The organism is Tamilnaduibacter salinus, from assembly GCF_003096655.1.
Classification (GTDB): Bacteria; Pseudomonadota; Gammaproteobacteria; order Pseudomonadales; family Oleiphilaceae; genus Tamilnaduibacter; species Tamilnaduibacter salinus.
On sequence record NZ_QEKQ01000007.1, the window covers coordinates 201,739 to 214,730 of the forward strand.

At 58.8% G+C, this 12,992-nt stretch carries 11 protein-coding genes; 6 read left to right on the forward strand and 5 right to left on the reverse strand.

Annotated features, from left to right (window positions below):
• Positions 1 to 235: 235 nt before the first annotated feature.
• Entirely contained in the window at positions 236 to 2,707 is a 2,472-nt protein-coding gene (locus C8D92_RS11935; protein ID WP_116919470.1) for a penicillin acylase family protein, read from the forward strand.
• On the opposite strand, the gene C8D92_RS11940 is transcribed toward C8D92_RS11935, so the two are convergent.
• A complete protein-coding gene (locus C8D92_RS11940) occupies positions 2,694 to 3,740 on the reverse strand; it encodes an AraC family transcriptional regulator (protein WP_095609503.1) in 1,047 nt (348 codons plus the stop codon). The two genes, C8D92_RS11935 and C8D92_RS11940, sit on opposite strands and share 14 nt — an antisense overlap.
• A 398-nt stretch (positions 3,741 to 4,138) precedes the next feature.
• Here C8D92_RS11940 and C8D92_RS11945 point away from each other — a divergent pair, with 398 nt between their 5' ends.
• Both C8D92_RS11945 and C8D92_RS11950 read left to right on the forward strand, forming a co-directional pair.
• Entirely contained in the window at positions 4,139 to 4,381 is a 243-nt protein-coding gene (locus C8D92_RS11945; protein WP_116919471.1) for a FitA-like ribbon-helix-helix domain-containing protein, read from the forward strand.
• Positions 4,378 to 4,800 (forward strand): type II toxin-antitoxin system VapC family toxin, encoded by a 423-nt coding sequence (locus tag C8D92_RS11950; RefSeq protein WP_116919472.1) that lies wholly within the window; start codon positions 4,378 to 4,380, stop codon positions 4,798 to 4,800. The genes C8D92_RS11945 and C8D92_RS11950 overlap by 4 nt, the downstream gene beginning before the upstream one ends.
• A gap of 262 nt (positions 4,801 to 5,062) precedes the next feature.
• Here the strand turns inward: C8D92_RS11950 and C8D92_RS11955 are convergent, their stop codons facing one another.
• Positions 5,063 to 6,274, reverse strand: coding sequence for an argininosuccinate synthase (locus C8D92_RS11955; protein WP_116919473.1), 1,212 nt, complete (start codon positions 6,272 to 6,274; stop codon positions 5,063 to 5,065).
• Between the two features lie 248 nt (positions 6,275 to 6,522).
• Positions 6,523 to 7,428 (reverse strand): flagellar protein MotY, encoded by a 906-nt coding sequence (locus C8D92_RS11960; protein WP_116919474.1) that lies wholly within the window; start codon positions 7,426 to 7,428, stop codon positions 6,523 to 6,525.
• Positions 7,429 to 7,547: 119 nt separating this feature from the next.
• Between C8D92_RS11960 and pyrC the strand changes: the two genes are divergently transcribed.
• Together pyrC and rnt are read left to right on the forward strand one after the other, a co-directional pair.
• Positions 7,548 to 8,588, forward strand: coding sequence for a dihydroorotase (gene pyrC, locus C8D92_RS11965; RefSeq protein WP_116919475.1), 1,041 nt, complete (start codon positions 7,548 to 7,550; stop codon positions 8,586 to 8,588).
• Positions 8,589 to 8,629: 41 nt separating this feature from the next.
• The gene (rnt, locus tag C8D92_RS11970; RefSeq protein ID WP_095609562.1) at positions 8,630 to 9,250 is read left to right on the forward strand and encodes a ribonuclease T; all 621 of its coding nucleotides are present in this window, start codon (positions 8,630 to 8,632) and stop codon (positions 9,248 to 9,250) included.
• A 225-nt stretch (positions 9,251 to 9,475) separates the two neighbouring features.
• Here rnt and C8D92_RS11975 read toward each other — a convergent pair whose 3' ends face one another.
• Both C8D92_RS11975 and C8D92_RS11980 read right to left on the reverse strand, forming a co-directional pair.
• The gene (locus tag C8D92_RS11975) at positions 9,476 to 10,078 is read right to left on the reverse strand and encodes a peroxiredoxin (protein ID WP_095609492.1); all 603 of its coding nucleotides are present in this window, start codon (positions 10,076 to 10,078) and stop codon (positions 9,476 to 9,478) included.
• 318 nt (positions 10,079 to 10,396) lie between these two features.
• Complete coding sequence (locus C8D92_RS11980; RefSeq protein ID WP_116919476.1) at positions 10,397 to 12,382, reverse strand: SDR family oxidoreductase; 1,986 nt, start codon at positions 12,380 to 12,382, stop codon at positions 10,397 to 10,399.
• Between the two features lie 320 nt (positions 12,383 to 12,702).
• On the opposite strand from C8D92_RS11980, the gene C8D92_RS11985 reads away from it, so the two are divergent.
• The gene (locus C8D92_RS11985; protein WP_095609490.1) at positions 12,703 to 12,987 is read left to right on the forward strand and encodes a hypothetical protein; all 285 of its coding nucleotides are present in this window, start codon (positions 12,703 to 12,705) and stop codon (positions 12,985 to 12,987) included.
• The last annotated feature ends 5 nt before the right edge of the window (positions 12,988 to 12,992 follow it).

A 12,992-nucleotide genomic window follows, 5' to 3' on the forward strand; every position in this document is an offset into this window, starting at 1 on the left:
TTTGCGTTGCAACGGCCCAACGTTTCGCCCCTCCCGGAAGTCACCATTTCAGAACGTCGCCGCCGGAAACTCAGTCTGTTCTCCTCAATCCTGAAAAACGTGTATACAAACTGTCACCGCGAAATAACGTTGCTGACGTTTGAGGTCAACTTATGGCGCTCTCAAACAACCGTTATTCAGAAGGGCTTTGGCACGATGCCAGTGGGTCTACCACAACAACAAGGAGACACGATTCATGAGACGGGCCACCTGGCTTCCCATTGCCGCACTGAGTCTCGGCGTTATTGCCGGATGTAACGATGACAATGACAACAATCCATCCACCGGTAATACCGCAGCCACTTCATACGAAGCGGACATCACACGAACCACCCACGGCACGGCTCACGTCCGCGCTGAAAACTACGGGTCTCTCGGTTACGGCCAGGGCTACGCCTTTGCCGAGGACCGCTTCTGCACACTCATGGACCAGATCGTCAAGGTCCGGAGTGAACGCGCCAAGTACCTCGGGCCCGGTGAAAACAACGCCAACATCGCCTCCGATGTGGCTTATAAAGCCCTGAACGTGATGGAGCGGGCGTCCAACAATCTGCCTGAACTCAACAAGAACACCCGCGAGATGATTACCGGGTACGCCGCCGGTTTTAACGCGTACCTTGAGCAAACGGGTGCGGCGAACCTGCCAGGAGACTGCGCAGGCGCTGACTGGGTGTCGCCGATCACTTCACAGGATCTGGTGGCCTACTATCTGGATCTGGCCACACTGGCCGGCTCACGAAACTTTCTACCGGCGTTCGCCAACGCGAAGCCGCCTCAGGCCAACGCAACCGGTTTGGCACTGGACAACGTCAACGTCCGGATTCCACAGGATTACGCCAGCAATGGCATCGCGCTGGGTAAGGAAATGACCGCCGGAGAAGGGGGTGCCCTGCTGTCCAACACGCACCTGCCCTGGGAAGGCGAGGCGATCTATCACGAAGTTCACCTGACGATTCCAGGTGAACTGGACGTGGCGGGTGCCTCTCTGTCCGGCGGGATCGGCGTGCAACTGGGGTTCAATCAGAACATGGCCTGGACTCACACGACGTCGCCTTCAAAGCAGTTTATTCTTTATCGGCTGGATCTCGCCGAGGATGATCCGACGGCCTACGTCGTCGACGGCGAGAAGCGCTCGATGACCACCCGGGACATCTCGATTGATGTGAAAGGAATGGAGCAGCCTTTTACGCAAACATTGTACAGCTCCGATTTCGGTCCGATTCTGGCCGCTCCGAGCCAGGGGCTCGGGTGGGATAGCGACCAAGCGTTCGCCATCTATGACGTCAACATCGACAACGCCGAGTTCCTCGGGACCTTCCTGGAGATGGCCAAGGCTCAGTCGGTGCGCGAGCTCCGTCAGGTCTTCCTTGACCGAGGCGGCGTACCCTGGAATCACACCATGGCCACGGACAGCAATGGCGAGAGCTTCTACGCCGACACGACCTTTGTCCCGTTTCTCCTGCCACAGGTCGAGTCGCAACTGCTCCAGGCACTTCAGTCCGACCCACAGCTTCAGCAACTCTTCGACGCTGGGTTGTTGTTACTTGATGGGAAAACGGACCTGGCGAAGCCAATCGTTGTTCCGGGCTTTCCGGTGGCCGGAGCCATTCCGTTCGACCGCGCCCCATACACCTTCCGCGACGACTACGTGATGAACTCCAACGACAGCTACTGGCTGCCCAATGCGGACGAACGGCTGGAAGCTTCCACCCGCCTGTATGGCGATCCGGGCACCAAGCCGAGAAGCTTCCGTACTCGCATGGGGCTGACCATGCTCGAGGGCTCCAACGAGTTTGGTAGCGCATTGATCACGCCCGGACAGGCGACAAAGGAAAGCCTGCAGGACCTGCTTTTCTCGAACTGGTCCTTTACCGGACTGCTCTGGCAGGACCAGATCTGCGATGGGAGCGAGCCAGGCAGCCTCAGCGGAGCCTGCGGGACGATTGAGCAGACCTGGGACGGAAAGCTCAATCTCGACAGCCGTGGCGTCGCCCTCTTCCGAGAGGCCCTTTCCCCGGTCAAGGATCTTTTGACGGATGACGGTCAGCTGATTCAGCTCGACGGAAATGGCGACCCTCAACGTAACCCGGATGGAAGTCTGGTGACCGAGGCCATGTTCACAACGGCCTACGACCCCGCCGACCCGGTCAATACGCCGAGCGGACTGACAAACGTCGGGCGCCAGACGCTACAGGGAAGCCTGGCGCAAGCGGCCCAGAAGCTCGGCAATGCGAGCTTGCCACTGGACGCCCCGCTGAAGACATTGCAGTTCACCCGCAAAGGGGACGAGACCATTCCCATTCACGGTGGGCTTCAAAAGATCGATGGCGCCTATAACAAGGTGGAATACCGGGACGACGACAACCTGTTCACCTCCACCCTGCCGGCACTGGACCGCAAGCCGGTTCTCAACGAACCGAGCAACCTCACAGAGGAAGGCTACCTGATCAACTACGGCGCCTCATACGTCATGACGGTCGAATACACGGAAGAGGGTCCGTCCGCGGAAGCGTTGCTGACCTACAGTCAGAGCAACAACGCGGATGGTCGCGGCTTTTTCAAGGACCAGACCGAGCTCTATAGCAAGAAAACCTGGCGCTCAGTGCCCTTCACGGCTGAGGCCATCGCTCGAGAGGCCGTTGAGGAGAAAACGGTCAGCAGTCCGTAAAGCGATCATTCCGGGCCGGCTCCTGAGCCGGCCCGTTTTTCCGGTAATCCCGGGGCGACATCCCGGTGTAACGACGGAAAGCGCGACTGAAACTGGCGGTATCCGCGAACCCCAGCTGCTCGGCAATCACACCAATGGTCAGATCCATTCTCATCAGTCGGGACGACGCTTCACGCATCCTGACGTCTTCGACCAGCGTTGTGTACGTTAGCGAGCGATCCGCAAGTTCTCTCTGGAGCTTTCGCGCCGAGAAACCCAGCCTGCGGGCCGCAGTCGAGACGTCCGGGACTTCCGGGAATGACGATCGGATCAATGCCGCCAGGGACTCTTCCGGCGCCTCCGCCGTATTACGGTAGGCGCCATCGTTTCCGGCAAGGGTCAACCCTTCCGGCCAACGCCTGCCCCCATCAACCTCCAGCGTCTGCTCCAGCAACTGGGCCGGAACATAAACGCCGGCGTACTGATCGCTAAAGAGAACCTCTCCGGGAAGCCTCCGGTAACCTTTCAGATCGTTAGGCCTCTCATAATGAAAGTGCGCCCTCATGGCCGGAGAGGACGGAATACCCAGGCGAACCAGATTGTGCATTATAGCGGCAACAATGGACTGCACGAGAAAGCGTGCCATATCGTCCGGCAAATCCGGCTCCAGAAAGACACGAATGAAGACATCCTCCCCACCCTCAAGAGCAATTCGGCTAAGCCGAGAAATGCCCTCGTAGTGGTCCGAGAACAGCTGGATCGCCTCTCGGATGGTGGGTTGAGCGCTGGCCGCATACCCCAGAAGTCCAAGATCTGACAAATGAAGGTTCTCGCCGAACTCCAGACCCAATGTGTCTCGGCCGATACGCTGTATACCGTAACGCACGATCTTCTGATACCGGTCCTGGTCCAGCAGCGCATCGACCTGCATCATCGCTTCTGGCGGAAGATCGACCGCAGCCAGTATGTCCGTAAACGGAATACGCTGTTTGTCGACAAGAAACGCAATAAGACGACGGGGGAAATGAGCCGGAAGTGCTATCTCACGATCCATGGCGTCCCTTCTGAGAACAATGCCGTAATCTGTTGATATCTCATCTCAATTCGTCTGAGCACTGCAATCGGGAACCTGAACACCTGAGACCAGCCCAGTCATAATGCTCTTGTCTAAAAATACCAATAATTATCAACGATATTGCCAGTCCCCAGCACAAAAACACAACGGTTTCTCAGCTTTACAATCACAGAATCAGGCCACCACCAGACACTGTTTAAATAGCAGGCTCGACACCAGCCAGCGACGCCGAAGTCGGAGACATCGGCTACAGGTTAACGCCCGTGCCACTTTCAAACCTTCCGACGTTAAACCCTTCAGAGCGACCCGTTCTGCCCATGCAGGATAAACATGCGCCCAATATGCTATCATTGATTGCAATGCAACGGAGGTTCAATATGGCATCCATCACTATTCGTAACCTGGACGACGATCTGAAAGCGCAGCTTCGCATGGAAGCGGCCCGGCATGGCCATTCTATGGAGGAAGAAGTTCGGGTGATTCTACGGCATCGCTTCTCCGGGAAGCCAGTAGGTGGACTGGGGAGCCGTATCCGGGAGCGCTTCTCGGTGGCTGGCGGGGAAGAACTCGCACTGCCGGAACGCCGCGACGCCCCACGAGCACCGGATCTGGGCGAATGATTCTTCTGGACACCAATGTGCTATCGGAGCTGATGCGGCCTTCCCCTGCGGCACGCGTGGTGGATTGGCTGGATCAGCAGCACGCTCGGGATATCGCCGTTACCGCCATCACGGTTGCGGAAATTCTGCACGGCATCGAGCGGCTGCCTGATGGCAAAAGAAAGCGCCGTTTCGCAACGCTCGCCGCCGGAATGTTTGATGAGGATTTCGAGAGGCGGATTTTTTCGTTTGATGCAGATGCGGCCGCCATCTACGCCAGCATAGTGGCTGATGCCGAACGGAACGGATGCCCGGTATCGATGGCGGATGCACAGATTGCCGCCATTGCCCACCAGCATGAGGCAATGCTTGCCACCCGGAATACCGGAGATTTTGAGCCGCTTGGTTTGGCGTTGATCAATCCTTGGGATCAGACCTGAACGGTCGCGAGCAGGCTCGCTCCTACAACGGGTCGTCTGCCCTGCTTTCTCGTCCGAAGGACGCTTTCCGTGATTTCCGTGTATTTTCGTGGCTAAATCAATCGGTCACCCTAAGGGCGACTCCGAAGTCGGAGACATCGGCCACAAGTGCCTTCTACAACCTTCCGACTTTAAAACCTTCAGACCTTTAAGCTTTCAATAAACAAAAAAGGGGCCATAACGCATCCGACCCCCTTTCGTTTCACGGCCGCAATAGCGGTAATCAGTAACCCCGCCCCTTGCCAGCGGCAATACGCAGCCGCAGCGCGTTGAGCTTGATGAAGCCTTCGGCGTCTTTCTGGTCGTAGGCGCCCTGGTCTTCCTCAAAGGTCGCGATTTTCTCGTCGAACAGGGAATCGTCCGACTGACGACCAATTACCTCGACATTGCCCTTGTACAGCTTCAGGCGGACGACGCCGTTGACGTAGGTCTGGGTCTGGTCGATCAGCGCCTGCATGGCTTCGCGCTCCGGCGCCCACCAGTAGCCGTTGTACACGACTTCGGCGTAGCGCGGCATGATGCTGTCTTTCAGGTGGGCCACTTCGCGGTCGAGCGTGATGGACTCAATCGCGCGGTGGGCCTTGAGCATGATGGTGCCGCCCGGCGTCTCGTAACAGCCACGGGACTTCATGCCGACGTAGCGATTCTCGACAATATCAATCCGGCCGATGCCGTTCGCACCCGCGACCTTGTTCAGGTGGCTGAGCACCTCGTGCGGCCGCATGGACTGGCCATCGATGGCCACGATATCGCCTTTCTCATAGGTGAGATCGATGGTCGTCGGCGTATCCGGCGCCTCCTCCGGCGACACGCTCCAGCGCCACATATCGTCTTCCGCCGGGGTCCAGGGGTCCTCAAGGTTGATACCCTCGTAGGAAATATGGAGCAGGTTCGCGTCCATGGAGTACGGCGACTTGCCCTTCTTCTTCTCCACCGGAATATTGCGCTCGTCGCAATAGGCCATCAGTTTTTCACGGGAGTTCAGGTCCCACTCACGCCACGGAGCGATGACCTTAACGCCCGGCTTGAGCGCATAGGCACCCAGCTCGAAGCGGACCTGGTCATTGCCCTTACCGGTGGCGCCGTGGGAAATGGCATCCGCGCCGGTCTCGTTGGCAATCTCGATCAGTCGCTTGGAGATCAACGGCCGGGCAATGGACGTGCCCAGCAGGTACTCGCCTTCGTAAACAGCATTGGCGCGGAACATCGGGAAGACGAAATCGCGCACGAATTCCTCACGCAGGTCTTCGATGTAGATTTCCTCAACGCCCAGTTGCTTCGCCTTTTCGCGCGCCGGCTCAACCTCTTCGCCCTGACCGATATCGGCCGTGAAGGTCACCACCTCGCAGTCGTAGGTATCCTGAAGCCACCGGACGATCACCGAGGTATCGAGCCCGCCGGAGTACGCCAGAACGACCTTGTTTACGTCAGACATGCCGCATTTCTCCAAACATCAACAGGGACACCGCCGCCAGAACAGCGTCGGGTCATGTGGAAAGAAGACCGGTATTGTACGGCAGGACGGGGAATGAGCCAATTGGTGGGCTGTAACCGCCTTAAGGTTTTAAAGTTTTAAAGCCTGCAAGCATTAAGGCGGGTCAGTGTTCGAGGCTCGGCCACGAGAACCTTAAAACCTTCAGACTTTAAAACGTTCAAACCTTTGAATTCCGCCCGAAGGGCGAATTACCCACTCGCCCCATCGCCGTTTCCGCTATCCGCCCGTTGAAGGACGGTGGTTTCGCCCTGACGCTCCAGGCGAATGGTGGCTCGGCGGTTTTTGCGTGGGTCGGCGTAGGCCGGGTAACGCTCGCCATGGTAGCGCTGGATGATCATGTCTTTTTGGATGCCCTGCTGCTGAAGGTAACGAGCGACCACTTTCGCCCTTTCCTCCGACAGGGCGCGGTTGTCGATGCGGTTACCCTGACGATCTGTGTGACCATCGACGAAGATGCGCTCAACGGAGGGATCGGCTTCAACAAATTGCACGATCAGGTCCAGGCGCTGCCTGTGCTCGTCCGTCAGCGTTGAACCCCCCGAGTCGAATCCGATGCGTGATCGCCGGATCTGGTCATAGTTCACGGGCAGCAGCCCTGAGACGCAGGATTGATAGTCCTGCCAGGGACCACCGAAGTTGATGTTGGAGACCCGAACCCGGACTGGGTCGGCGCTGTACCGGGCCTCCTGAGTGATGGTTGGCGCCATGCCCCGGAGCAGACTGCGGGCCATGGAAAAGGCCTGGGGCGTTTCGATGTGTACAGGCCGTCGCTCACCGCTGACCGTCACGTTTCCCAACGGACGCGGGTCAACGCCCGGTCGCCATGCGGGCGCCTCAATCACCAACTCACCCCGCCCGGTCTTCATCAGGCGTGTCTGGGTCTCAAGATAGAACGTCAGGTCCTCACCCGCGCGGTGATGAAATACCGCACGCCCATAGCCCGGCACCTCATGGGTCAGGGTGCAGGCGAAAACCGATCCGGAGTGATACCACTGGCTGTTTTCAATACCGGCGCCGTAGGCCGATCCCATCGCCTGGGCCGCCCCCAGGGATAAAAAGCCGGTCGCGACAACGGCCAGTGATTTCTGGAACATGGGAAGACTCTCCGGAACCGATTCCTCTATTGATCGTTTAACGGCGACCGCATCGCAAACTTTAGCCGGTCGCGAATCTGGTATACTCCGGCTTCACATTTTCCGCCAAAGACCCATCCATGACCGATACGCTGACACTGACGCGCCCGGACGACTGGCACCTGCACCTGCGCGATGGCGATGTGCTTGGTGACACTGTGGCGGCGTCGGCCCGCTGTTTTGGCCGGGCCATCATCATGCCGAACCTCGTGCCACCGGTGGCGGATCTCGCTGCCGCAAACGCCTACCGCCAGCGCATTGAGCGGGCGATGCCAGCCGACAGCGCCTTCACTCCGCTGATGACGTTGTATCTGACCGGCGAGACAACGCCTGCACAGATCCTCGAGGCTCATCAGGCCGGTGTGCCGGCCGCCAAGCTTTATCCCGCCGGCGCAACGACCAATTCAGCATCTGGTGTACGGAACATCCGGGAGATCGACTCGGTGCTCGAGACCATGAGTGAGTGCGGCATGCTCTTACTGGTTCATGGCGAGGTCACTGACTCTGACATCGACATCTTCGATCGGGAAAAGATCTTTCTTGAGCGGGTCCTGGAACCGACGCGCCAACGTTTCCCGACGCTGAAGATCGTTCTGGAACACATCACGACGGCGGATTCGGCCCGGTACGTCCGTGAAAGCACGGATAACCTGGGGGCAACGATCACGCCTCAACACCTGATGTTCAACCGCAACGACATGCTGGTTGGCGGCATGCGCCCGCACCTGTATTGCCTGCCGATTCTCAAGCGCAACACGCATCAGCAGGCCCTGCGCGACGCGGTCGTCTCTGGTGACAGCCGTTTCTTCCTGGGAACCGACTCCGCCCCCCATGACCGGACGAAGAAGGAAAGCGCCTGCGGGTGCGCCGGGTGTTTTTCCGCGCCGGCCGCCATTGAGCTGTACGCGGACGTTTTCGAGGAGCTGGGCGTCCTGAATCAGTTGGAAGCCTTCGCCGCGTTCAACGGCGCCGACTTCTACGGCCAGCCGCGTAACACCGACACCATCACGCTGGTCCGTAAGCCCTGGACAGTGCCGGAGACACTGCCACTGGGGAGTGGTGAGATCCGGCCGCTGCGAGCCGGCGAGACTCTGAACTGGCAACTCGCCCGCACTGATTGACTGAGGTATCCGTGACCGAGAGATCCGACACGAAAACGCTCATGGCCGGCCGCTTCCGGGGGTTCCTGCCGGTCGTGGTGGACGTGGAAACCGCCGGCTTCAATGCGCGGACCGATGCCCTGCTGGAAGTCGCTGCCGTGATTCTGGAAATGGACGAGGAAGGCTGGATTCAGCCCAGCGATACCATTGAGCGGGCCATTCATCCTTTCGATGGGGCCAACCTGGAACAGGCCGCGCTGGATTTTACCGGCATTGACCCCTGGCACCCGGAACGCAATGCGGACCACGAGCGGGATGCCCTGACCGAGATATTCAGCCCCATTCGCAAAGCCGTCAAATCGCAGGGTTGCAAGCGCGCCGTGCTGGTCGGCCACAACGCCACGTTCGACCACAACTTCCTGTTCGCCGCGGCCGAACGGGCCGACATCAAGCGCAACCCGTTCCACCCCTTCTCCACGTTCGATACGGCCTCACTGGCCGGGCTGGCCTACGGCCACACCGTGCTTGCCAAAGCCTGCGAGATCGCCGGCATCGACTTCAGCAACCGCGAAGCGCATTCAGCCGCGTACGACGCGGAGAAAACGGCGGAACTGTTCTGCAGCATTGTCAATCGCTGGAAAGAACTGGGAGGCTTTCCACCGAAAGGGTTTGAGTTGGGATGAAGATGAACAGGGTTGACCACTGAAAGACACGGAAAATGACGGTCTTAAGGTTTTAAAGTCTGAAAGTTTGAAAGCGGGCAAGCGCCCGGGGCTCTGGCCAAGAGAGCTTTAGAACCTTAAAACTTTCAAACCTTAAAACCATCTTTTCCGTGGCAAAACCAACGAAAAACCCCGCTGACCAATCCGGCCAGCGGGGTTTTTCGTTGGCTCATGTGATCGCCTGGATCACAGGCCTTCGGCGTTCTCCGCCAGGTACTTCGCAACGCCGTCCGGAGATTCTTCCATAGCGGCGTCGCCTTTCTGCCAGCCTGCCGGGCAGACTTCGCCGTGCTTCTCGTGGTACTGCAGTGCGTCCACGAGGCGAACCAGCTCATCGATGTTACGGCCCAGCGGCAGGTCGTTGACCAGCTGAGAGCGAACAATGCCGTTCTTGTCGATGATGAAGGCACCACGGAATGCCATGCCGCCTTCGGACTCAACGTCGTACGCCTGGCAGATGTCATGGTTCATGTCTGCCGCCAGCGTGTAGTGGACGGGGCCGATGCCGCCCTTGTCTTCCGGCGTGTTCCGCCACGCGTTGTGCGTGAAGTGGGAGTCGATGGACACACCGATGATTTCAACGCCGCGCTCCTTGAACTCGTCCATGCGGTGGTCCAGAGCGATCAGCTCAGACGGGCAAACGAACGTGAAGTCGAGCGGGTAGAAGAAAACAATGGCCGGCTTACCCTTGATGGTTTCCGCCAGATTGAACTCATCAACAATGGTGCCGTCGCCCAGAACGGCCGGTACGGTGAAATCCGGAGCAGGCTTACCTACCAATACGCTCATAGTGAACTCCTTGGTCAATCATTCAGTGGTCTGGCCCGGCGTGCCCCGCCGGACCTCGGGAAAAGGGATGTGTCGGCACTCGTCGCCAACCGAAGCGGCTGTACTATACAGACTGAGGCATGACGCCTCCATGTCAGCCGCTATTAAGATTGGCAATGAATGCCATAGGTCGCCACTAACAGCGACCTGAACCGGATAGACAAAATAGATGGTTAGAGCGCCGGGTTCAACAGCGGCGCCGTAAGGATTCGTCCGTATAACGCAGGAAACGTGCCGAAAGCGGGCCCGAGCGGCCCGCCTTCGGCACACGGCAGGGCGTTACCAGTAGATACCACGCATGATCGCGGCAAATGCCACCTGTTCGGTGGACACCTGAGGTTTTTCGCCGGATTTCTTGCCTGTTGCGGCGGCGGAATCCGGGAACATGCGGTAACCGGTGTTCATGATGATTTCGCCCATTTTTGGTGCCAGCGCATGCAGGACCTGGGCGAATGTGCCCAGTCGCGTGGCAATCCGCTTCGGCCGGTGGACAATAGCGTCGGCCACCATGTCGGCCGCCTCCTCGGGTGTCAGGGTCGGTACCGAGTCGTAGATTTTCGTCGGCGCGATCATCGGGGTTTTCACCAACGGCATATTGATCGTCGTGAAGGTCACGTTCCGGTCGGACCATTCCGAGGCCGCACAGCGGCTGTAGGCATCCAGGGCGGATTTGGATGAGACATACGCCGAGAAACGCGGCGCATTGGTCAACACACCAATGGAGGAGATGTTGACGATGTGCCCCCGACGACGCTCCAGCATGGTGGGCGCAAAGCCCATGATGAGACGGACAGCGCCAAAAAAGTTCAATTGCATGGTCCGCTCGAAATCGTGGAAGCGGTCGAACGAAAGATCCAATGACCGACGGATGGAGCGGCCGGCGTTGTTCACCAGCACATCCACATGGCCGTGGTTGTCCAGCACGGTCTTCACGAAGCGGTCGCAGTCGTCCATGTCCGAGAAGTCGCACTGATAGGGGTGAATATCACCTCCCAGCCCTTCCAGCTGCTGGCTGACTTCATCGAGCTTATCCTTCGTGCGAGCACCAATCACCAGTATCGCGCCGGCTTCCGCCAGCTTAGTGGCCGTCGCCAGACCAATACCTGACGTCGCCCCGGTCACCACGCAGACCCGCCCCTCAACGGCGCCCTTGAGCGTGCGGTCCTTGTAGAGGTCCGGGTCCAGATGACGCTCCCAGTAGTCCCAGATCACCGGCGCGTAGTCCGGCAGGCGCGGCACCTCAATCCCGGACCCTTCCAGCACGCGCTCGGTCTCTCGGGCATCGAACTTGGTCGGGTAATTGAGGAATGACAGGACCGACGGTGGAATGCCCATGTCGTCCAGCACCGCGCCGGTCAGGCGCTTGACCGGTGGCAGGCTCTTCAGGCTCTGACGGATAAAAGGCGGGACGAACCCGAACATCCGGCTGTCGACCCGCATCGCCATGCGCGGCGCATGACCGGCCTCGGAGAAAATATTGAGCACCTCGCCGACCTTGTACGGGTCGCTGTCCACGAGATGGAAGCACTTACCGTCCTCACCCGGCGTGTGGGCGATGTAGTCCAGCGCCTTCACGACAAAGTCGACCGGCACAATGTTCAGCCGACCGCCTTCGACACCAATGGTCGGCACCCACTGCGGGAGGGTATTACGGATTTTCTGAATCAGCTTGAAGAAGTAGTACGGGCCATCAACCTTGTCCATCTGCCCGGTTTCGGAATGGCCAATCACCATGCCCGGGCGATAGATCCGGAACGGTACCTGACAGTTCTCGCGGACAATCCGTTCAGAATCATGCTTGGTGCGCAGGTAGGGGTGATCCATCTTTCCCGCTTCCTCAAACATGTCTTCCCGGAACGTGCCCTTGTACAGGCCCGCCGCGGCAATGGACGACACATGGTGGAAGCACCCGGCCTGCATGGCGTCGGCCGCGTCAATCGCATGATGGGTGCCGTCAATGTTGGCCGTGCGCTGGCTGGCCTCATCGGCGCCCATGTCGTAAACCGCCGCCAGGTGGAAGAAGTGATCGACGTTACCCTTCAGGGCGTTCATGTCGCTGTCGGCGATGCCCAGATTCGGCTTGCCAAGATTCCCCACGACCGCCTTCACCTGATCTTCAGACGCGCCCCAGCGCTCACGCAGCAAGGCCAGCTTGTCCAGGGACTCTTCCCGGACCAGAAGGTGGATCGTACCACCACGCTTGAGAAGCGTCTCGACAAAGAACCGGCCGATAAACCCGGTGCCACCCGTCAGAAAGTAATGCATATTGGTGTCCTTCCTTTTGTTGTGTTTGTTGCCCGTTCCGCCAGTAGCGCTGCATCACACCACCGGACTCGCGAAATCGGTCGCATTGTAACCAGATCACATCATCATGTATCGCACTTTTTTAGAGCCTTTACTCTTGTAACCATTTGTTTTGAATGGGTTTATCTAGAGCATTTACTCCAAACGCGATCTGCGGGACATGTCTTCAAAGCTAGCACAAGCTGAGAGAAATGGATCAGTGCACGGCGGGGAATTTGCCCCGCTGGCAATCCGCTGTTCATAATCCACCTTCTTTTCAGGGAACTTGCGGGAGCGCCACCATGTCGAACACCGACCGCTACATCGCCATCGCCCGCGCCTGCCTGCGGGCGATCAACGACGCGGCCCAGCCTGGGGCCGGGCGCGAAGACCAGATCCAGGCCGTTTACGATGCGATTGACGACGCCTTCAATGCCGAATTCCAGACTTATCGGGAGAACGAGGCCATCATGATCTCGGTACTGGAGCGGATTGCCACCGGTAAACTCGATGCCCAGGCGGCGGCCGACCTGGCTGCCAGGACACTGGCACAATCCGGTTCATCGCCTGGAACGACGTTGCAATAAACCGA